Source organism: Candidatus Pantoea symbiotica, from assembly GCF_056491525.1.
In genome coordinates, this window is sequence record NZ_JBSZHR010000002.1 from 704542 (window position 1) to 725628 (window position 21087).

General features: G+C 56.2%; 22 protein-coding genes. 12 read left to right on the forward strand and 10 right to left on the reverse strand.

Features of this window, described 5'->3' with window-relative positions; genetic code table 11:
- Positions 1–318 precede the first annotated feature (318 nt).
- On the forward strand, positions 319–1608 hold the full coding sequence (locus ACXIZX_RS03740; RefSeq protein WP_479403610.1) for an HAAAP family serine/threonine permease: 1290 nt from the start codon (positions 319–321) through the stop codon (positions 1606–1608).
- 741 nt (positions 1609–2349) lie between these two features.
- On the opposite strand, the gene ACXIZX_RS03745 is transcribed toward ACXIZX_RS03740, so the two are convergent.
- The 3 genes from ACXIZX_RS03745 to dbpA all read right to left on the reverse strand — a co-directional run bounded on the left by ACXIZX_RS03745 (position 2350) and on the right by dbpA (position 6720).
- Positions 2350–3906: a methyl-accepting chemotaxis protein gene (locus ACXIZX_RS03745; RefSeq protein WP_008109601.1), complete on the reverse strand. Its 1557-nt coding sequence runs from the start codon at positions 3904–3906 to the stop codon at positions 2350–2352.
- A gap of 331 nt (positions 3907–4237) precedes the next feature.
- Positions 4238–5200: a chemotaxis protein gene (locus tag ACXIZX_RS03750; RefSeq protein ID WP_008105989.1), complete on the reverse strand. Its 963-nt coding sequence runs from the start codon at positions 5198–5200 to the stop codon at positions 4238–4240.
- 140 nt (positions 5201–5340) lie between these two features.
- Positions 5341–6720 carry an ATP-dependent RNA helicase DbpA gene (dbpA, locus tag ACXIZX_RS03755; protein WP_479403611.1) on the reverse strand — a complete coding sequence of 460 codons (1380 nt, stop codon included), beginning with the start codon at positions 6718–6720 and terminating at the stop codon, positions 5341–5343.
- Between the two features lie 398 nt (positions 6721–7118).
- Between dbpA and ACXIZX_RS03760 the strand changes: the two genes are divergently transcribed.
- Positions 7119–7316, forward strand: coding sequence for a hypothetical protein (locus ACXIZX_RS03760; protein WP_008105993.1), 198 nt, complete (start codon positions 7119–7121; stop codon positions 7314–7316).
- A gap of 206 nt (positions 7317–7522) precedes the next feature.
- Here the strand turns inward: ACXIZX_RS03760 and ACXIZX_RS03765 are convergent, their stop codons facing one another.
- Together ACXIZX_RS03765 and ACXIZX_RS03770 are read right to left on the reverse strand one after the other, a co-directional pair.
- Positions 7523–8884: an amidohydrolase family protein gene (locus ACXIZX_RS03765; protein ID WP_479403612.1), complete on the reverse strand. Its 1362-nt coding sequence runs from the start codon at positions 8882–8884 to the stop codon at positions 7523–7525.
- Positions 8885–8972: 88 nt separating this feature from the next.
- Positions 8973–9833 (reverse strand): LysR family transcriptional regulator, encoded by an 861-nt coding sequence (locus tag ACXIZX_RS03770; protein ID WP_008105998.1) that lies wholly within the window; start codon positions 9831–9833, stop codon positions 8973–8975.
- Positions 9834–9920: 87 nt separating this feature from the next.
- On the opposite strand from ACXIZX_RS03770, the gene ACXIZX_RS03775 reads away from it, so the two are divergent.
- The 5 genes from ACXIZX_RS03775 to yniD all read left to right on the forward strand — a co-directional run bounded on the left by ACXIZX_RS03775 (position 9921) and on the right by yniD (position 13905).
- Positions 9921–11093, forward strand: coding sequence for a cyanate transporter (locus ACXIZX_RS03775; protein ID WP_479403613.1), 1173 nt, complete (start codon positions 9921–9923; stop codon positions 11091–11093).
- Between the two features lie 176 nt (positions 11094–11269).
- On the forward strand, positions 11270–12013 hold the full coding sequence (lldR, locus tag ACXIZX_RS03780) for a transcriptional regulator LldR (protein WP_479403614.1): 744 nt from the start codon (positions 11270–11272) through the stop codon (positions 12011–12013).
- Positions 12014–12036: 23 nt separating this feature from the next.
- On the forward strand, positions 12037–13227 hold the full coding sequence (gene lldD / locus ACXIZX_RS03785) for an FMN-dependent L-lactate dehydrogenase LldD (RefSeq protein WP_479403615.1): 1191 nt from the start codon (positions 12037–12039) through the stop codon (positions 13225–13227).
- A gap of 62 nt (positions 13228–13289) precedes the next feature.
- On the forward strand, positions 13290–13718 hold the full coding sequence (locus tag ACXIZX_RS03790; protein WP_008106008.1) for an OsmC family protein: 429 nt from the start codon (positions 13290–13292) through the stop codon (positions 13716–13718).
- A gap of 79 nt (positions 13719–13797) precedes the next feature.
- The gene (gene yniD, locus ACXIZX_RS03795) at positions 13798–13905 is read left to right on the forward strand and encodes a small membrane protein YniD (protein WP_021507251.1); all 108 of its coding nucleotides are present in this window, start codon (positions 13798–13800) and stop codon (positions 13903–13905) included.
- 114 nt (positions 13906–14019) lie between these two features.
- Here the strand turns inward: yniD and ACXIZX_RS03800 are convergent, their stop codons facing one another.
- Both ACXIZX_RS03800 and ACXIZX_RS03805 read right to left on the reverse strand, forming a co-directional pair.
- Complete coding sequence (locus tag ACXIZX_RS03800) at positions 14020–14253, reverse strand: hypothetical protein (RefSeq protein ID WP_008106011.1); 234 nt, start codon at positions 14251–14253, stop codon at positions 14020–14022.
- Between the two features lie 111 nt (positions 14254–14364).
- Positions 14365–14535 carry a hypothetical protein gene (locus tag ACXIZX_RS03805; protein ID WP_007887091.1) on the reverse strand — a complete coding sequence of 57 codons (171 nt, stop codon included), beginning with the start codon at positions 14533–14535 and terminating at the stop codon, positions 14365–14367.
- Positions 14536–14748: 213 nt separating this feature from the next.
- Between ACXIZX_RS03805 and ACXIZX_RS03810 the strand changes: the two genes are divergently transcribed.
- Positions 14749–14916 (forward strand): hypothetical protein, encoded by a 168-nt coding sequence (locus ACXIZX_RS03810; protein WP_179451740.1) that lies wholly within the window; start codon positions 14749–14751, stop codon positions 14914–14916.
- Between the two features lie 33 nt (positions 14917–14949).
- On the opposite strand, the gene ACXIZX_RS03815 is transcribed toward ACXIZX_RS03810, so the two are convergent.
- Positions 14950–15330 carry a winged helix-turn-helix transcriptional regulator gene (locus ACXIZX_RS03815; RefSeq protein ID WP_479403616.1) on the reverse strand — a complete coding sequence of 127 codons (381 nt, stop codon included), beginning with the start codon at positions 15328–15330 and terminating at the stop codon, positions 14950–14952.
- Positions 15331–15429: 99 nt separating this feature from the next.
- Here ACXIZX_RS03815 and ACXIZX_RS03820 point away from each other — a divergent pair, with 99 nt between their 5' ends.
- Positions 15430–16161: an SDR family NAD(P)-dependent oxidoreductase gene (locus ACXIZX_RS03820; protein ID WP_479403617.1), complete on the forward strand. Its 732-nt coding sequence runs from the start codon at positions 15430–15432 to the stop codon at positions 16159–16161.
- A gap of 41 nt (positions 16162–16202) precedes the next feature.
- Here the strand turns inward: ACXIZX_RS03820 and ACXIZX_RS03825 are convergent, their stop codons facing one another.
- Positions 16203–16850: a lysostaphin resistance A-like protein gene (locus ACXIZX_RS03825; RefSeq protein ID WP_479403618.1), complete on the reverse strand. Its 648-nt coding sequence runs from the start codon at positions 16848–16850 to the stop codon at positions 16203–16205.
- A 218-nt stretch (positions 16851–17068) separates the two neighbouring features.
- Between ACXIZX_RS03825 and ACXIZX_RS03830 the strand changes: the two genes are divergently transcribed.
- The 3 genes from ACXIZX_RS03830 (at position 17069) to ACXIZX_RS03840 (ending at position 20793) form a co-directional block, all read left to right on the forward strand.
- Positions 17069–19657 carry a bifunctional diguanylate cyclase/phosphodiesterase gene (locus tag ACXIZX_RS03830; RefSeq protein ID WP_479403619.1) on the forward strand — a complete coding sequence of 863 codons (2589 nt, stop codon included), beginning with the start codon at positions 17069–17071 and terminating at the stop codon, positions 19655–19657.
- A 347-nt stretch (positions 19658–20004) separates the two neighbouring features.
- Positions 20005–20304 (forward strand): I78 family peptidase inhibitor, encoded by a 300-nt coding sequence (locus ACXIZX_RS03835; RefSeq protein WP_179451736.1) that lies wholly within the window; start codon positions 20005–20007, stop codon positions 20302–20304.
- Positions 20305–20475: 171 nt separating this feature from the next.
- Positions 20476–20793, forward strand: coding sequence for a hypothetical protein (locus ACXIZX_RS03840; RefSeq protein WP_008106025.1), 318 nt, complete (start codon positions 20476–20478; stop codon positions 20791–20793).
- A gap of 12 nt (positions 20794–20805) precedes the next feature.
- On the opposite strand, the gene ACXIZX_RS03845 is transcribed toward ACXIZX_RS03840, so the two are convergent.
- On the reverse strand, positions 20806–21057 hold the full coding sequence (locus ACXIZX_RS03845; protein WP_008106027.1) for a biofilm development regulator YmgB/AriR family protein: 252 nt from the start codon (positions 21055–21057) through the stop codon (positions 20806–20808).
- Positions 21058–21087: the final 30 nt, after the last annotated feature.

Below are 21087 nucleotides of genomic sequence, written 5' to 3' on the forward strand. Positions count from 1 at the left end.
GGAGTTTCACCCGATGTTATCAGCTCTACCCGTGGCAACAGCCCAGCGTTGCCACACCTTTCCACTCTCCGCACGTCTTTCTGCACACTCTCCGTTTCTCCTTCTTGCACTCATCCCGCGTCTCATGTCAAATAGCGCCCCATGCAATCGATTGCGCGCATGTTTCGTGCATTTAGTGCGGCGTAAAACATCAGGATGCGTGAATTTCATCTCATGAAGCGTCATCCTTTGCGTTCCGGCCGGGCGGAGCAGCCTGCCATGATTAGCAGCCATCCTTGTGGCTGCGTGTTGATAAAGCTTGAAATTCTGGAGAGACAGATGGACAACTCACAAACCGGTACGCTTGGCACCGTTGAGACGGCGGCTAAGGGCTGGCGTAAGAGTGATACCGTGTGGATGCTGGGTCTGTACGGTACGGCGATTGGTGCGGGCGTGCTTTTTCTGCCGATTAACGCCGGTGCAGGCGGGCTGATTCCGCTGATTATCATGGCGATTCTTGCCTTCCCGATGACCTATTACGCGCACCGCGCGTTAACGCGCTTTGTACTCTCCGGTAAAAATCCCGGCGAAGACATCACCGAAGTGGTGGAAGAGCACTTCGGCGTGGGCGCTGGCAAGGTCATCACTTTGCTCTACTTCTTTGCCATCTATCCGATCCTGCTGATGTACAGCGTGGCGATCACCAATACCGTCGATAGCTTTATCGTGCATCAGCTGGGGCTGGTTTCGCCGCCGCGTGTGCTGCTGTCGCTGATTCTGATCATCGGCATGATGACGGTGGTGCGCTTTGGCGAGCAGATGATTGTGAAAGCGATGAGCATTCTGGTGTTCCCGTTTGTGGCGGTGCTGATGCTGCTGGCGGCTTATCTGGTGCCGCACTGGCATGGCGCGGCGCTGGAAACGTTATCGTTAAACGCGAATGTAAGCGGCCACGGCATTCTAATGACGCTATGGCTGGCGATTCCGGTGATGGTGTTCTCCTTTAACCATTCGCCGATCATCTCCTCTTTTGCCGTGGCTAAGCGCGATGAGTACGGCACAGGCGCGGAGAAGAAGTGTTCGCGCATTCTGGCAAACGCCCATCTACTGATGGTAGTGACGGTGATGTTCTTTGTCTTCAGCTGCGTGCTGAGCCTGTCGCCCGCCGATCTGCAGGCGGCGAAAGATCAGAACATCACCATTCTGTCTTACTTAGCCAACCACTTTAATGTGCCGATGATTGCGTGGATGGGGCCGATTGTTGCGATGGTAGCGATCACCAAATCATTCCTTGGGCATTATCTGGGAGCGCGTGAAGGTTTTAACGGCATGGTGGTGAAGTCACTGCGTAGTCGCGGAAAAACCGTCACGCCGCAGCGCCTGAATCGCCTGACCACCGCGTTTATGCTGCTGACCACCTGGCTGGTGGCGACGCTGAACCCCAGTATTCTGGGCATGATTGAAACGCTGGGCGGGCCGATCATTGCGATGATTCTGTTCCTGATGCCGATGTACGCCATCCAGAAAGTGCCGGCGATGCGTCAGTACAGCGGGAAGATCAGTAACGTGTTTGTGGTGATTGTCGGCGTGCTGGCGATTTCGTCGATTGCCTGGTCGCTGGTGAGTTAGCATTGTAGGGTCGCCATTCATGGCGCTCAGTTAAGCATTGAGCGACTTTCGTTCGCCATGTGCTGAGGCAGTTGCAGCACCTTCGTGCGGCGACCGAGCAGAGAGCGCCTGGCCGCGCCCTCTGCACTCCCGGGCCTTGCGCCAGCCCAACCCGCCGCTGCGCGGTACCTTCACTCATTCACGATTCCTGACGGACCGGTGTCGATTCGCTCTTGCTCAGCGCCACCTCTCGCCGCATCCATGCGGCTCGCCCTGGAATCCCTCATTCGCTCAGCGGTTTGGGATGTCGCCTCAACACCGTCGCTGCAGCAGCCGTGCCTATTCTTAACTCAAAATCGCTATAAATCCCGTAGGGTCGCCATTCATGGCGACCTGGTACGCATGAATGCGCACCCGACGAAAAACCATTTTGGGCAATGTCATCGCAGGCGGCGGTGTGGGGCGCCATCCGCAGCGCCGAGCGCAGAGTGACGGCCAGGATGAGCCGACAGGACGTCGGCGAAAGCGCGGCATGAGCCAGGAAGGCGAATCCGAGCGGTCCGTCAGGCCGGAGGGATAAGCGAGGGAACAGCGAGGACGGCGCAAGGCGCGGATTGCTAAGGTCCGCGCCTTCGGACCTTAGCCCGGCCGCCTGCTTCACGCATTCTGAAACTGCCAGATGCTTAGCGGGCGGAACCCCTGCGATGTCAGCGCGCTGCTTATCTGACAAGCATTACGCCATTCATGGCGACCTGTTTATCTTTACACCGCCGCCGTTTTAAACACACTCATCGACTGCGCCAGACGATCGGCCTGTTCCTGCAACGCCTGCGACGCCGCTGAGGCTTCCTGCACCAACGCGGCATTCTGCTGCGTCACCGCTTCCATCTGCGTAATCGCCGAGTTGATCTCGCTAATCCCGCTGCTCTGCTCGCTGCTGGCAATGGTGATTTCGCTCATGATATCCGCCACGCTTTTCACGCTGTTAACCACTTCACCAATGGTTGAACCGGCGTGCGTCACCAGACGGCTACCTTCATCAACCTGCGCCACAGAATCTTCGATCAACACCTTAATCTCTTTCGCCGCAGACGCCGAACGCGCCGCCAGATTACGCACTTCGGTGGCCACCACGGCGAAACCACGGCCTTGTTCACCGGCGCGTGCGGCTTCGACGGCGGCGTTAAGAGAAAGAATGTTGGTCTGGAAAGCAATGGAGTCGATCACGCTGATAATATCGACGATCTTCTTCGAAGAGAGCGTAATCGCTTCCATCTTCTCGATCACCTGTTCCATCACCACACCGCCTTGCTTCGCCACGTTGGAGGTATTGGCCACCAGCTGATTGGCTTCACGCGCGTTCTCGGCGTTGTGCTTGACGGTGGCGGTCATCTGTTCCATCGCTGAAGCGGTCTCTTCCAGCGAGCTGGCCTGCTGTTCGGTACGCGACGAAAGATCGATGTTGCCGCTGGAGATCTGATTTGATGCCACGGCGATGGTATCGGAACCGGCGCGTACATCGGAAACGATGGTCAGCAAGTTGTCGTTCATCGCCTGCAGCGCCTGCATCAGCACCGCCGTTTCATCTTTACCGCTCACTTCTATATGTGAACTCAGATCGCCTGCCGCCACTTTCCCGGCGATTTCCACCGCTTCATTCAGCGGACGCACAATCGAACGCGTCAGCATAAAACCGAGCACGATGGCGGCCGCAATGGCGATGGCGGAGAAGATCAGCGTCATCTCAATGGCTGATGAGCCGTTATCAATAATTCGTGCGCCTTCCTGCTCCAACTGCTGTGACTGCGAGTTAGCAAATGCCACGGCGCTATCGAGAAAGGCATTCTGCGTGCTGGTAATGGATTTCAGCACATAGGCGCTGGCGGCATCAGCATCGCCCGCACGTACCAGATCCAGCAGCTCTTTCTTCTCGGCTTCAAACTTGTCGCTGGCGGCTAACAGACCGGCAATCTTCTTTTTACCCACTTCAGTCACCTGCACCGCTTTGATTTTATTCATCGCGCTGTTGGTTTTATCGGTGGCGTCCGCCAATTGCTGGTAGCGTTTTTCGTTGAATTGCGGGCGCGTGGTATCAATTACGATGCCACGCAGATATTTGATCTGTTCGTTCACGCCGTCACGCACGTCAAAGCCGAGGCGTACTTTCATATAGCGATCTTCAACGATCGAGGTAATGCCGGTTTTGATGTTATTGATTTTGGTAATCGACGTGACGCCGACGATGACCAACAGTGCCACCACTAAACCAAAGGCGATGCCCAGACGGACGCCGACCTTCATATTTTTTAAGCTCAACATTGGATCTCCCCGTAATGCCAAAAATTGATGTTTTCAAGACGGACAAGCAGGCAAGGCGCCCGCATCAGGTTGATGTTTTGTAAGATGAAAATCGTTGCGCAGCGTGACAAAACTGGTATGGCAGCACCGGCGCAAGCGCTATCAGTTATCGGTTGTTAATGTTTTAACTTTAATTTTTTAGAGGTACGTCACAGAAAGGTTAATGGTATTGAAGTTGATTTTTTGTTGGATCTAAACGTGAAGGGTTTTGCGGTCGCCATAAATGGCGACCCTACGACATATGGGCAGGGTTTTCGTAAGGTGCGCATTTATGCGCACCTGGATATGGTAATTAACGCGGCTTTTTCAGCACGCCGTGAATGACATTCGACAGCTCGTTGATTTCGAACTTCGCCACGTAACCATCGGCGCCGACTTTACGCACGTGATCTTCGTTGGCGCTGCCGGAGAGCGACGAGTGGATCACCACCGGAATCTGGCGCAGGTTGTTATCGCGCTTGATGTTGCGCGTTAAGGTAAAGCCATCCATTTCCGGCATTTCGAGATCGGTCAGCACCAGTGCGATTTTGTCGTGGATCGACTCACCGTTGGCTGCCGCTTCTTTCTGCATCTCGTTAATTTTGATCCAGGCTTCCAAACCGGTGTTATGCATAATCGCCGGGATGCCCATGCTTTTCAGGCCTTGCTCCAGCAGCTGACGCGCCACTTTGGAATCTTCCGCCACAATCGCCACCTGACCTGGCTTCAGATTGAAGTCTTTGGCGGTCTCTGCGCTCGGCTCAACGCCGCGCACCGAAGGAATGATGTCATACAGAATCTGCTCAACGTCCAGCACCATCGCCAGATTGTTGCTCTGACCATCGGTATCCAGACAGGCAATGCTGGTGATGTTGCGGCTGCCGATGCCCGCTTCAGCGGTATGCACCTGGCTCCAGTCGAGACGCACAATGTTCTCCACCGATTCCACGGCAAACGCCTGGGTGCTGCGTGCATATTCGGTCACCAGCAGCAGGTTAAGTCCGGTTTCCGGTTTGCAGCCGGTCACGGCAGGCAGATCGATAACCGGAATAAACTGGCCGCGAATACTCGCCATGCCGAGCAGCGGCGATTGCATGCCCGCGGCGCGGGTGATGGTTGGCATCGGCACGATTTCACGCAGTTTAAACACGTTGATGCCGTACAGCTCAGATTTGCCTTTCAGCTGATCGGAACCCAGTCGGAACAACAGCAGTTCGAATTTATTGGAAAGCGCAAGGTTGGCGCGTTCATCGATCTCTTTCTGAAAATTATCCATCATGGCCTCGGAGCAGATCTGGGCTGGGTAAAGGGCAGGGCAATATCGCCATGATTAACTTATCGGCAGAAGAGAAAAAAAATGAAGGGGAGATAACGGAAATTTTAGCGTGAGGGCGATCGCCCTCACGCGGGTAAGATTTACTTCAACAGAATGGCGCGCACGCTTTTGCCTTTGATCTTGCCCTCTTTCAGCTTGATCAGCGCTTTCTTAGCCTGAGCGGCGTCGATAGCCACATAGGCGTGCGTCGCAGTCATATCGATCTTGCCGATCTGATCGCCGCTGAAACCGGCTTCACCGGTCAATGCACCCAGAATATCGCCGGGACGGATTTTGGCTTTGCGGCCACCATCAATGCACAACGTCATTTTGGTTGCTGGCAGCGATTTGGCGCCGGTGCCTTTCAGCGTGCTGGAGGAAACCCAGTTGAGCTTCTGCTGCAGATACTCTTCCAGCGCATTGGCGCGCACCATTTCGTCGGGGGCGACAAAGCTCACCGCCAGACCTTTTTCACCGGCGCGACCGGTACGGCCAATACGGTGAATGTGCACTTCCGGATCCCACGCCAGCTGGAAATTCACCACCAGCGCCAGCGACTTGATATCCAGACCGCGTGCAGCGACATCGGTGGCAATCAATACGCGGATGCTGCCGTTGGCGAAGCGAATCAGCACGCGCTCACGATCGCGCTGCTCGAGATCGCCATGCAGCGCTAACGCACTGATATCACGTTCATTCAACGCGGCGGCAACGTCGTCACATTCGCGCTTGGTGTTACAGAACACTACGCAGGAGGCCGGTTGCTGCTGACTGAGCAGCGCGCCGAGCAGGCTATGACGCTCTTTGGCGCTGGCTTCAATAAACTGCTGCTCGATGGTCGGTAACTCGGTTTTGTCTTCGGTGGCGACCGCCAGCGCATCGCGTTGAAAACGCTGGCTAAGGCTGGCGATGGTATCCGGCCAGGTCGCAGAGAACAGCAGCGTCTGGCGCGTTTCCGGCGTAAAGCCAATGATCGCTTCCATATCGTCGCGGAAGCCCATCTCCAGCATGCGGTCCGCTTCATCCAGCACCAGCGTTTGCAGCTGGCTGAGATCGAGGTTGTCGCGCTTCAGATGATCGAGCAAACGGCCCGGCGTGCCGACCACAATGTGAGGCGCATGCACTAAGGAATCGCGCTGCGCGCTCATTGGCTGGCCGCCGCACAGCGTCAGAATTTTGATATTGCGGGTAAAACGCGCCAGCTGGCGCAGCACGTTGCTGACCTGATCGGCCAGTTCACGCGTCGGGCACAGAATCAGCGCCTGAGTGTGGAACTGGCTGTTATCAATGCGATTCAGCAAACCCACGCCAAAGGCGGCGGTTTTACCACTGCCGGTTTTCGCCTGCGCACGCACATCGCGCCCTTCCAGAATAGCGGGCAGGGAAGCGGCCTGAATCGGCGTCATGGCGTCGAAACCCATCTCGCGCAGGTTATCGAGTTGGCTGGCGGGCAGTTGCGTCAGGGTAGAAAAAGCAGTCACGGGAAAGTCTCTAATTGCGGGTAGGATTGCGGCGGTCAGTCTGGCAGAAAGGGGCGTGATCGGCAATGGCAAAAGCGCCGCTGGTTCCTGCCTGAAATCAGTTAGCGTTATACCAGACTTGTCTCTTTTTTAGGCATTCAATGGTGCGAAGTTCTAATGCTTTTAAGGTTGATTTAATCATGAGAAGTTGCGTTAAAAAAAGACATCTTTAACGAAAAGGGAGAATTAGCGTGATGAAACAACTGTTATCACGCTTTTTGGCACCCTTTTTAGAGGTGTCTCGCTAATGAATGGCTGCGGTTAGGTAAAATTCTGATTAAAACGAATGGCTGATTTGCTTTATATTTAGCGCGCCATTTGGCTAATTATTAAAAACCCATAATATTTCAGAGGTCATTTTGAGTCATTCTGTCCAGGGACAAAACGAAGACATTCTGAAAATCGTCGGCCGCGCCGTGTTAACGCTGCATGTGCATGGAGAAACCTTATCCTCGGATAAAGTGAGTTCCATGATTGCCTGTTATGCGGAAGAAGAGCCTGTCAGTGACGATGAAAACCAGCGGCTGTACGCGCTGGCGATTCAGATGCTTTCGTAAAATCCAGCACTCATCGGGTGTGCGCATGCCGCCCTGTTTATGTCGTACGTAAAGCCTCCTTACGGAGGCTTTTTTGTTGGTGCCTTTAGCCACAAGCTGCATATCATCGTAGCGGCGCAATTTATTGCGCCATGTCGTGAAGGGCGCGATGCCGCCATTAAGACGCGCGATAAATCGCGCCGCTACGGGAATGTGCGTTTTTCGGCTTACGCACTGAACACGGGTAATCCGCGGTGGAAGGTGGCGCGTATCGGGGAGATGCGGGCGACGGCTTCGGCGGAGCAGCTGGCATCGACCAGCATCATGCTGGCTTCATCGTCGACCTTCGGCCATTGGCGTTCGCCCTGATTCGACAGCGGCAAAATCCCGCCGGTGGCGATATGCAGCGCGCGGCTCAAGCCGAACTCATCGGAACCGCGATACAGCTGCGCGTACAAGTTGGCTTTTTCCAGCATGCTGCCGGTGCCAAACGGTGACCAGTGATCGATCACGCTGTCGGTGCCAGTCATCACCGTGATGCCCGCCGCCTGCAACTGCGGCAGCGGCATGGTCAGTTTGCCAATCGGAATGGTCGAGGCCACGCTCATCTGCTGCTCGGCCATGCCGGCAATCATCTGATCCAGCGCTTTGCCTTCCAGCGTGCCAAGCGCAAATCCGTGGCTCAGCGTCACTTTGCCCTTCAGCTGCGGATTTTTCGCGATGGTATCGATCATGTACTGAATCGCCGCCACGCCGGATGGCGAGGTTTCATGCAGATGGATATCCACGCCGCGCTGGAAATCGAGGGCGATCTGGAACATTGCATCCAGCGATGCCTGCATCGCGCCATCCACGTTGGTGGGATCGAGTCCGCCGACAAACTGCACGCCCATCTGCATCGCTTCGCGCATCAAGCCATCGACCTTCGAGTGCAGCAAACCGTGCTGCGGGAAGGCAACGATTTCACACGGAAATTCCGGATGATTCGCCAGCGCCAGCTTGAGGTGCTCAAGGCTTTTCAGGCCGCTGACCGGATCGATATTGCAGTGGCTGCGCGCTTCGGTGGTGCCTTTGCTGTGCAGCAAACCAATGATCGCTTCGGCACGCGCCTGCGAGGTCGGCAGCAGTTGCGGGATCAGCACCTGTTCGCGCGCAATCATATCCATAATGGTTTTACCCTGACGCGGACGCGGTGCTTCCCACGGGCCACCGTAAAAGGTTTTGTCGAGATGGATATGCATGTCGCGGGTGCGCGGCAGCAGCAGGGCGCCGTTGGCGTCCCATTGTGGCAAGGCGGCGTTGCGCGCTTTGCCTGCGGCATCAATTGCCGCGAAAGTGCCGTCTTTGATAGTGATGTCGTACAGCGCGGTACGCGTGGCAATCACCTCTTTACCGTCGCGCTCAAAGCCCTCTTCGAGACGGACATTGAGCAGTTGATAGTGGGCAACGCGCGGTGGCGGCGTGTGCGGCTGCGTGCTGTTGGCGAGCAGCGGTGAAGCGGGCGCAGCGTAGCTGATGCCGGCGGCCAGCAAGCTACCGGCGGCGGTCAGGCTAAGGAATTCGCGACGGCTGGGAGAGGTCAGTTGCATCAGAGGTTCCATCAAATGAGAAACGCTTAATCTGGCAAAACTCAACGCAGCGCGCTGCGATATTTGCCACTGGTTAGCAGTGGAAAAATCACTGCCATTGCAACTGGCAAAAGGTCACCAGCGCGGCGGCTAACGCCTGCTGCAGATCGTCCTGCGGCGCACGGCAAAACAGCGCCAGTTCAAAATGGTTGATGCTGGGTAAACCATCGGCTTCGCCTAATACGCGATGTTCAGGCAAGCGGCAGCTGGCGGGCAGCAGCGTTAAGCCTAATCCGGCGGCGCTGGCGCTGGCGAGCGCCACCAAACTGGAGCTGCTGTAGCTGATGCGCCAGCTGCGGCCAAGGCTATCCAGCGTCTGCGCCATCTCTTCGCGATACAAACCGAGCTGCGGGAATACCACCAGCGGCACCGGCGTTTGCTCAAAACAGGGATGTGCGGCGCTGTCCAGCCACAGCAGCGGTTCGGGGCGCGCAGCCAGCGGACGTTCGCCGCCCGGCTGCTTGATCAGCATGATATCGAGCTCCTCGCGCTGCCAGGCGCGATGCAGATCGACATACATGCCGCTCATCACATCGAGGCGCAGTTGCGGATGTTCGCGGCTAAATTCGGCCAGCAAACCGGCGGTTGGCGCGGCGAAATCTTCCGGCACGCCGAGGCGCAGCACGCCGTCACGCCATTTATCGCTCAGCACATCATGCGCTTCTCCGTTCAGCGCGATGATGCGGCGCGCATAGCCCAGCAGTTTCTCGCCCTCTTCAGTGAGCGCCACCTGATGCGACGTGCGCTGCAGCAGCGGTTTGCCAATCATTTCTTCCAGCCGACGTACCTGCTGGCTGACGGTGGATTGCGATAGATGCACACGATCGGCGGCGCGGGTAAAGCTGGCGGTTTCGCACACTGCGACAAAACTCAGCAGTTGCTGCGGGGTAAACATCGGCTGACGATTCATTTTTCCACTGGTCGTTATGGTGTTATTTCATTTCCAAATAGTAACCACTGCTGCGATGCTGACAACCTCTTTGCAGCAGGATTGTGTATGAATCGACATTATGACGGATTAACGCTCGGCGCTTTGGTGTTGGCTGGGCTGAATATGCGACCGTTACTCACTTCTATTAGTCCATTACTCGGCCAGCTTCGCCAGGCAATGGGACTCTCTTCACTGGCGGCCTCGCTGCTGCCTGCGGTACCGATGGTGATGATGGGCGCGGTCGCGCTGCTGAGCGCTTCGCTGATGCAGCGTGTGCCGCTGCAACGCTTACTGCTGGCCGGATTGACGCTGCTGCTGCTGGCGCTGGCGGCGCGTGGCGTGATCCACAGCGGCAGTTGGCTGGTGGTTAGCGCCTTGTTTGGCGGGCTCGGCGTGGGCGTGGTGCAGATGGCGATGCCGGGCCTGATTCGTCAGCGCTTTGCGCAGCGCAGCGCGCCAGTCACCGGATTGTGGGCAGGCGCGTTGATGGGCGGCGGCGGTTTGGGGGCGGCGTTATCGCCGTGGCTCAGCGATCATTTTGGCTGGTCGCTGGCGCTGACCGGCTGGGCGCTGCCGGTGCTGCTGGCGATTGGATTATGGTTGTATGTGCGCGTGCCAACCGCTGCCAGCACGGAAAATGTTGCGCTGCCGTCGCTGTGGCGCACGCCGCGCGCCTGGACGCTGGCGATCAGTTTTGGCCTGGTGAACGGCGGTTACGCCACCTGTGTTGCCTGGCTGCCGGATGCTTATCATCATCTTGGCTGGTCGGCGCAGGCTGGCGGGTCGCTGCTTGGCGCGATGATTCTGTGCCAGGTTGCGGGTGCGCTGCTGATGCCGCTGCTGGCACGCAAGGCGGATCGGCGTCCGCAGCTGATTATCAGCCTGGTTTGCCAGCTGATCGGTATGAGCGGTTTTCTGTTTGCCCCGCTGTTCGCGCCGTGGCTGTGGGCGGCAATTGCCGGATTTGGACTGGGCGCGGCGTTTCCGCTGGCGATGGTGCTGGCGCTCGATCACCTGCCGCATCCGCAGGCCGGTGCGCGGCTGGTGGCGTTTATGCAGGGCGCAGGTTTTATCATCGCGGGTTGCATGCCGTTTATCGCCGGTCAACTGCAGGCGTTGACCCACAGTTTCTCCAGCGTCTGGCTAATGCAGACGGCGGTGACCGTCGGACTGATCGTGCTGAATCTGCGCTTTCACCCACGCAGTTATGGTCGGGCCTTTGGTCGGACTACGGTGTAATTGGTCCTACCGCATTGCGCAATTGTGGCCGCGTCGTCACATAACATGAAAAATCCTGCCTGTTTCGTTGCATCGAAATAACAAAGCATTAACCATTCTCCTCCACGAAGCCCGCCACGCTGCATTTTGGTCCTACCAATTTAGCGTGGCGGGCGTGCTTCACACAGGATAATGCGATGACCGAAAACACGCTGCGGGCGCGGCTCTGCGCCTGGATCACAGAGCACCAGCTGGAGCCGGGCATGCGCTTGCCGTCCGAACGCGCGCTGGCGGCGGAGTTCGGTTCGTCGCGTTCGTCACTGCGCGAGGCGATCCAGCAACTGATCAGCAGCGGCGTGTTAATCAGTAAACGCGGCGGCGGCACCTGGCTACGTCAGCCGCAGCAGCCATGGTCGGAACAGCGCATCGTTGAGCCGATTCGCCAGCTGCTGGCGGAGGATCCCGATTATCGTTATGACATCCTTGAAGCGCGCCACGCGATAGAAGCCAGCACCGCGTGGCATGCGGCGTTGCGCGCCACCGAATCGGACAAAGAGAAGCTGAGCTTAGCCTTTGATGCGCTGCTGAAGATTAAGCACAGCGACGATGCCGATCTCGCGGCGCAGGCCGATCTGCGTTTTCACCTCGCCATCGCCGAAGCCTCGCACAACGTGGTGCTGCTGCAGACCATGCGCGGCTTTTTCGCTCTGCTGCAATCTTCGGTGCTGCACAGCCGCCAGCGCATGTATACCCATCCGGTGATTTTCAATCGTCTTAACGAACAGCATCAGGCGATATTTGATGCGGTGATGACCGGTGACGCGGAAGCGGCGCGCCAGGCGGCGATGGATCACCTCGGTTTTGTTCACACCACCATGAAAACCCTGCATGAAGATGAGGCGCGCCAGGCGCGCATTACGCGTCTGCCGGGCCACCAATGACCTCAGCACAAGGAAAATAAGGGATGATCATTTCTGCTGCCAGTGACTATCGCGCCGCGGCGCAACGCATCTTGCCACCGTTCTTGTTTCACTATCTGGATGGCGGCGCCTACGCCGAGCACACGCTGAAGCGCAATGTCGCCGATCTCTCCGACGTGGCGCTGCGCCAGCGCGTGTTGAAAAACATGTCGGAGTTGAGTCTTGAGACCAAACTGTTCAACGAAACTCTATCGATGCCGGTGGCATTAGCGCCGGTCGGCTTATGCGGCATGTATGCGCGACGCGGTGAAGTGCAGGCGGCGCGCGCGGCGGCGCTGAAAGGGATTCCGTTTACGCTTTCCACCGTGTCAGTTTGCCCAATAGAAGAAGTGGCACCGGCAATAAATCGTCCGATGTGGTTCCAGCTCTATGTGCTGCGCGATCGTGGCTTTATGCGCAATGCACTGGAGCGCGCCAAAGCCGCCGGCTGTACCACGCTGGTGTTCACCGTCGATATGCCGACGCCGGGCGCACGCTATCGTGATGCGCACTCCGGCATGAGCGGCCCAAATGCGCCGCTGCGTCGTTACTGGCAGGCGGCAACGCATCCGCAATGGGCGTGGGACGTCGGTTTACATGGGCGTCCGCACGATCTCGGCAATATCTCCACTTATCTCGGCAAACCGACCGGGCTGGAAGATTACATTGGCTGGCTGGCGAACAACTTCGACCCGTCAATTTCCTGGAAAGATCTGGAGTGGATTCGTGAATTCTGGGATGGCCCGATGGTTATCAAAGGCATTCTTGACGCGGAAGATGCGCGCGATGCGGTGCGTTTTGGTGCCGATGGCATTGTGGTGTCGAATCACGGCGGGCGTCAGCTGGATGGCGTGCTGTCGTCGGCGCGCGCGTTGCCAGCGATTGCCGATGCGGTAAAAGGCGATATCACGATTCTCGCCGACAGCGGCATTCGCAGCGGGTTGGATGTGGTGCGCATGATCTCCCTCGGCGCTGACAGCGTGCTGCTGGGACGCGCGTTTGTCTATGCGCTGGCAACGCACGGTCAGCGCGGCGTCGAAAATCTGCTCAATTTGATTGAGAAAGAGATGAAAGTGGCGATGACGCTGACCGGCGCGAAATCGATCAAAGAGATTACCCAGGCTTCGCTGGTGCAGGCTAACGCGCTGTTGAGCGAGGCGGGCTTGAGTCCGGCACGTCCTCGCGCGGTGAGCTAATCCAGCAGAATGAGTCATGTTGTCTATACTCAGTACCTGTCGAACACAACAGGAGGAATGACATGACCATTCATAAGAAAGGATCGGCCCATTGGGAAGGCGACATTAAAGGCAAAGGTAAGGTAAGTACCGAAAGCGGCGTGTTGAACAATCAACCTTATGGTTTCAATACCCGTTTTGAAGGCGAGAAGGGTACCAACCCGGAAGAGCTGATTGGTGCCGCGCATGCCGCTTGCTTCTCCATGGCGTTGTCATTGATGTTGGGCAATGAAGGGCATCCGCCAACAAGCATTGATACCACCGCTGATGTGTCGCTGGATAAAAAGGGCGACGGTTTTGCCATTACTAAAATCGCACTGACCAGCGCCATCGTCTTGCCGGGTATTGATGAGGCGAAGTTTGATGAGATTATCCAGAAAGCCAAAGCGGGCTGCCCGGTATCTCAGGTACTGAATGCTGAAATCACGCTCGACTACACGCTGAATAAATAATCGCCCAAATGGGTGACCAGCGTTAGAATCAACGGTGCGCCTTAGGGCGCATCGTTGCTTTCTGTCGTCTGGAGGATGCGTGGCAAAAAAACTGGCTGCAACCAAACACTGGAAAATGATCGTGGTGCTGTTGTGCATCTGCGGGGCGCTGATGCTGATTCGCTGGGCGGCGATGATATGGGGATGAAGGAGTGGATCAGCAGTCACAAGCTTGGTGTGTTAGTGATGGTGATTTTGGTACTGGAGTTACTGCATTATCTGCTCACGGCGTCGTGGTTCCCATGGCAGATTGGCTAATCAATCAGGCGAACTCACCGTCTGTCTGGCGTACGTTACGCACGCTGCTGCGCGCAATGCGATAGGCCTTGCGTGGATCGCCCGCCACGAACTCAAAAGTGGGCGAGAAATAGAATGGCAGCCAGCCGCCGAAGCCGCTCTCCCATTCCCAACGTACGGGGCAGGGCCAGAGAATGCCATCATACAAAATGTAGTAAACCCAGCGTCCGTTTGGACGACGGGGGCGAGATGTTTTCATTGGATTCACAACGGTGATAGTGAAAAGCAGCTTATATTTTGAACGCTACAACCCATTCTTGCAATGCCGTTTGGCTAATATTTGCGCGACTGTAATAAAACTGGCACCGAATTAACGGTGCACTTCGCCACAAAGTAAGACCACGTTTGGCCGGACTTTATGGATGCGGTCGGCCATTTGCTCACAGGCCACTTTGGTCGGATAGATACGCTCTGAAACCGGTAAGGCATCACAGGCATCATGCCCACACGCGCTCACTAACAAAACAAAACCAATCAGCATAATCAGACTCCTTTAACACCTTCTCGCTGGTACGGAATGTGTGGCTGGTCGTTCCCTTTTTTTGATCCAGTATAGCTAAACGCGTTGAGAGTCAATTATCACCCTGAGCGGCTTTCGTGTCCGGCTTGTAAGATTATACGCATCGCGGCGCGCAACCGTAGCTCAATCTGGGCTAAACTATGCGGCCCTGATAAAAACGATGAGTGAATTAACATGTCGAACGAAATTGCCCAGCCAGCCAGCAACCCAAAACAAGCCGCCTTGCAGCTGGTGATTGAACTGGTGCGCGCCGGAAAACTGAGCCCGCTGCAGGGTGATGCTTCTAACATGATTTCGATCTACGAACAGTTCAAAAACCATTTCGAAGCGGAACAAGCGTAATTTTTTTGCCAGCGGTCGCCATGAATGGCGACCCTACGCGGGCTCATCTGCGTGGGTGCGATCGTACTCTTCCTGCGCACGTTCCAGTGATGGACCATGCTCCAGCGCCCAGTCATACAGCGCGATAAACGGTTGTTGCAGCGTCTGCGCCAGCGGCGTCAGGCTGTATTCCATACCGATTGGCGCTGTGTTTAACACTTCACGATTCACCAGCCCATTGCGCTCCAGCCGCTTTAACGCATCCGCCAACGCTTTGTGGGTGATGCCATCCAACCGACGACGAATCTCGTTAAAACGCGACGGCTTAGTACAAAGCACGGTGAGAATTAAAATCGACCATTTATTGGTGATGTGCTCCAGCACCGGCCGGGTTTTTCCTACATCTCTCAAGCTGTTACCGTCGATCTCCGCCATGGCGATATACTCCGCGATATCTGGTATAAACAAAGTGCGTAATTGTTATTAAGTATAAAATATATACCATCGGCTTTCTACCCAAACAGGAGAGAGCAGATGAGCAGACTGGATAAAAAAGTGGCGGTGGTGCTGGGCGGTGCAAAGGGAATTGGTCTGGCGATCAGCCAGCGTTTCGCCAGTGAAGGCGCGACAACCTGGTTTACATCGCGCCGCGATGAAGAGTTACAGGCCGCCAGCAGCAGCATCACCGGCAACGCGCATCCGCTGCGTGCCGATGTGAGCCAACAGAGTGAACTAACGCGCATTATCGAGACGATCAGGCGCGAATCCGGCCAGCTGGATGTGTTGGTGATCAACGCTGGCATGGCGGAGTACGCCACCATTGATGAGATTAGCACCGGGCATTTTGACCAAATCTTCGGCCTTAATGTGCGCTCGCCGGTGTTTGCCCTGCAGGCAGCATTGCCGCTGCTGAAGCCCGGCGCCAGCGTGGTATTGATTGGTTCAATTGCCGATGTGATTGGCACTCAGGGTTACGGCGTCTACAGCGCCAGCAAAGCCGCGCTGCGATCCTTTGCCCGCACCTGGACGCGCGAGCTCTCTGCGCGCGGCATCCGCATTAACGTGGTGGCGCCCGGCCCGATCGATACCGATATGATGCAGGCGGCTTCTGAAGAGGTGCGCAACGGCATCACCAGCACTATTCCGCTCAGCAGAATGGGCAACCCCGAAGAAGTGGCCAACGTCGCGCTGTTCCTCGCCAGTGACGAGAGCAGCTACATTGCAGGCGCAGAAATCTGTGTGGATGGCGGTTTGACGCAGGTGTGAGGATCGTGCACGGCCATCTCAGGATGGCTGTTTTTGTACGATTAGGCGAAATACCAGGCGGGCAGGATAGCGATCAAATTATTCAGCGTGTGCAGGAAAATCGGCAGCGCCAGACTATTACTGCGCAAACGCGCATAGCACAGCAGCAGGGAAAACAGCGTTAAGGCGACCAGCGTTTCCCAGTGCACATATTGAGTGTGCATCACGGCGAACAGCAGGGAAGTGAGCAGCATGCAGGCAAAACGACTTCTCGGCGCCCACAGCAGAAAACCTTGCAGTAAAAATCCGCGGAACAGCACTTCTTCAAACACCGGCGCCAGCAATACAGCGGTGAGCAGCAGAATCAGCATCGAGCTGCGTCCCTGCTGCGATTGCGCAATCAGCCAGCCTTCCGGTTGCAGAAACTGCGTCTGCGCCACCATCAATGCAAACAGCAAACCGATAAACAGCAGCGCCTGTATTGGGCGCACATACCCCAGCGGAATGTCGCTGCGACGCTGGCAGTAAAAACGGTACAGCGGATAGATCACCGCAAACTCCACCAGGCAAAGCACCGGCATCAGCAAGCCGTTGGTGCGCAGCATCCCGTAATTGGGAAACAGCGTAACCAACATGGTCACAAGGTAATAGACCACAAAGCTACCAACGTAAAACAGCGTCAACGTAACTTTGTCGGATTGGGTGTCCATAGGCGACTCAGCGAGCAGAGGAGAGCGCATAGTAGCAACGCCGATCATCGCTGTCGAGGTGGCGTGCTGCACATTTGCGCTGCTCAAATATTCCACCAACAAGACTAAATCTGCGGCACTCGGGGCCGATAACCTTTCAAACCCTTACAGGGTGGAGATGTGCGCAGTCTGCGTTGTCATCCGCCTTTTTTGCTGCCTGTATTTCGCGAGCATTGCGCATGAATTCTGAGTTTCACCGGCACGCGGCACTGGCCGCCAGGGCCAACATGGAAGCACACACGGTACGGGTAACGCGGCGCAGCCTGCGCACCTTGTCCTCGCTGCTGTTTGGCGTGCTGCTTCTCTCGGTAGTGATGGTGCTGGTTATCGCCCATCGACAAAATATCGACGCCATCCAGCAGGATGCCAATTTGCTGCGTCAGGCGTGGCAGCAACAGCAGCAGGAGATGATCGTCGATGCGCGCGATTATGCAAACTGGGGCGAAGGCTGGAAAAATCTGCATCTGACGGTCAATAAGGTTTGGGCGTGGGATGAAGAGAACTTTGGTCCGGGGCTCTACAAGGAGTATCACTACGATGGCGTGTTCGTGGTGGATGGCAAGGGAAAAACCCGTTACGCGGTGATTCGCGGCAAATTAACCGATGTCACGTTAGAAAGCTGGTTAGGTGCACAAAGTGACCTTTTAGTGAGCACAGCACGTACGCTGCATGATGCCGTGGCACGCAATGCCAAGGTGGAGAACCATCCGGCCATTTTGGTAGCCGCGCCGATTACGCCGGGCAAAGTGCCGGATTTGCCCACTATTCCCGGCCCCGCTTCGGTGATGGTGTTCGTTAACATTTTTAGCCCAGACAAACTGCAAGCGTTGGGCAAATCCCTGAATGTGATTGAGCCGCGTATCGCCAGCGGTTTAAACGATGCGCTGTTTGAACCTCGGCTGGTGGAGCCGGTGCTGCAGGGCGAACCGCTGGTGCTGCGCTGGCAGCCAAAAAATCCAGGCTTCGGCGTGATCTGGCTGATGATGCCGCTGCTGCTGTTCACCGCGCTGGCGGTGGCGCTGGTGACGCGTCGCGTGCTGCGTCATGCGCTGCATAATGCGGTGATCTCCGATCGGCGCTTTGAAATGCTAGCGATCAGTCAGCGTGAATTAGCCAACAGCGAAGAGCGTTTTCGCGATCTGGCTGAAGCAGCCTCGGACTGGATCTGGGAAATCGACGATCAGGGCCGTCTCTGCTATCTCTCCTCACGCTTTGCGGCGGTTACCGGCCATGAAGTGAAAAGCTGGATGGGGCGTCCGCTCGATCAACTGCTGAGTCATCCCAGCCATTCACTGGTCTCGTGGCTGATGCGTCAGGGCGAAGAGGTGCAGCATGTGCCGTTGCGCTGCCAGTTTATGTCGGCGAATGGCGAGCGACGCATTGGGCAGTTAATGGCGAAAGCCATTCGGCGTAACGGCCTGCGCTCGGGATTTCGCGGCACGGTATCGGATATCACTCACGAAGTGGACGCTGAAGCGCGCATTCAGTTTCTGTCACGTCATGACATGCTGACTGGCCTCGCGAACCGCATGCAGCTGCAGGAGTATTTAACTGCGTATCTGGAGAGCGTTAGCGAGAATGATCCGCTGTTTGTCATCAGTTTCGATCTCGATCAGTTCAAACCGATCAACGATACGTGGGGCCACGCGGTTGGTGATGAGGTGCTGAATGAGATCTCAAAACGGCTGAAAAGCCTGCTGGCACCGAATGAACTGGCGGCCCGACTCGGCGGCGATGCCTTTATTTTGCTGCTGCGCGAAAGTACGCGCGCTGGCGTCGAATATCGCTGTCGTGCGCTGCAGCGCATGGTGCATCAACCGATCATCAGCGGCTCGCATCAGATCAGCCTTACCGCCAGCATGGGCATCGTTTCGGCACCGCAGGATGCGGCGCATCCGGAAGCGCTGTTACGCCTGGCCGATATTGCGTTGGCTCAGGCGCGCAGTGCCGGACGCGATCAGTGGGTGTGGTACTCCAGCGATATGGCCAACCATCTGCAGTCAAAACGCGACATGGTGCAGGCGATTGAAGCTGCGCTGCACAATCACGCCTTCACGCTGCATTATCAGCCGCGCTATCAGCTACAAAGTGGGCAACTGGCCGGTGCGGAAGCGCTGATTCGCTGGCAGATAGCCGACGATCAATGGATCACGCCCGATCGCTTTATTCCGTTAGCGGAAGAGAATGGCCTGATTGCGGCGATCAGCGATTGGGTGCTGATGCGCGCTTGCGTGGACGCCCGCGACTGGGGCGAGCAGCGCTATGTTTCCGTCAACATTTCGCCGGTTGAGTTTCGTAATAACGATCTGGTGCAGCGCGTGGCGCATGCGCTGGAGGTGAGTGGATTACCGGCCACGCGGCTGGAACTGGAGATCACTGAAAACGTCACTTTTGAAAATCCTGATCGCGCACTGGAGATCATGCAAGGCCTGCGCACGCTTGGCGTGCGGCTGACGGTGGATGATTTTGGTACCGGCTATGCGGCGTTGGGTTATCTGAAAACCTTCCCGTTCAACGGTCTGAAGATCGATCGTTCATGGATGAAGGAGTTCCCGGAATCGCAGCAGGCGCAATCGGTGGTCGCGGGTATTGTCGGTCTGGCACGCGCGTTTGCGCTGACCATTACCGCAGAAGGGATTGAAACCGAAGCACAGCTGAAAGAGCTTAAAGCGCTGTCGTGCGAGGAAGGGCAGGGGTATTTCCTGGGGCGGCCTATGCCGCTGGCGGCGTTTAATGCGCGGTTGCAGGAAGAGGAAACCGTCAATTAATTTTGCACACATTGTAGCGGCGCAATTCATTGCGCGATAAATCGCGCCGCTACGAAATGTGCGGTGGCTTATTAACGCACTCTGATCGCAACAAACGTCATCAGCGCCGCAAAGCCAACAAAAATCACCAGTTCCATAACGCCTCCTAACTAAGAAAATTCTTAGTTAATTGTAGTGTTCCGACGCGTGATGTTTAGACAGTGCGTGCGATTAATCCTAACTTTTGAGAGGAAGATCGTGCTCTAAAGGGAATTTATGCGACCAATCTGCTGTAAATATTTCCGCTTCACGGTCACGCTTTGCTACTCTCAAAAACCGGTTGTCTATTAATCCAGGAGGAGAAACTTGTGACCCATTATGGAAAAGCGCTACTGGTAACGGCCTTATTTGCCCTCAGCGCCTGCCAGTCCGCCAGCAAACCTGACACCAGCGCTGCTGCCAGCCACGATCCGGAAACCGATCAGTGCGGCGCATCGCAATATCAAAACTACGTTGGTCAGCCATTATCAACGCTCGACAGCAAACGCTTCGCGGTACCGGTGCGCGCCATTCCGTGGAATTCAGCGGTAACGATGGATTTCAATCTGCGTCGGGTGAATTTCGCGGCGGATCAAAGCGGTAAGATTTCCCGGGTGTACTGCGGATAACACTAAAACGACATTGCATTGTCATCTGGCTGTCACAGCGCCGGGCGAGGATAACTGCGCACTACGGAGATTTCCTCGTCACTCTCGAATATGCAATGCTCGTCTTATTTCTTCCCGCTTCGGCGGGAATTTTTTTATCTTTCGGCCTATAAGGCTGATAGAGGAGTGATGATGAGAAAGAGTGCAAAATTGCTGCTGTTAACGCTGATGTTAAGCCCGCTGGCGCAGGCATCGAGCGAAGCGGCGTGGCAGCAAAACGACAAGAACATGCAGCAAAGCTGTCTCAAGGCCAGCGGCCTGAAGTCAGTGAAAGTGGTGGGCAAGCCGATTCAGTATGACGATAGCGTGGGCTTTGATGCGCTACTGCTGGAAGGTCGCTATCCGCAAAAACATATGAAGAACCAGGTCGGGCGCGAACTCTGCCTGTACCAGCGTCAAAGCGGTAAGGCGTTTGTCAGCGAAGCCGACCATCTGCGTACGGTAAAATAATGGCGTGGGCCGCTAGTTCTGCGGCCCCGATTCCAGCAGTTTTGCCAGTAAGTTGCGATAGCTTTGCAGCTGCTGTTCATCCCCTTCAAATTCCAGCTTATCAATCACGCGCGCAATAATCGCTTTGCTGGTGGCAGGCTGTCCGTCATCCATCAGTTCGCGCATAATCGCCGCTAACATGTCGCTCTCATGCGGTGCATGCCAGGCTGGGCTATTGAAGTAGTCGGTAATCGCCCGACTGGCGCTGTTTGGCTGGGTTCTCATAGCTGACCTCCGCAGAGACAACGATGCCCA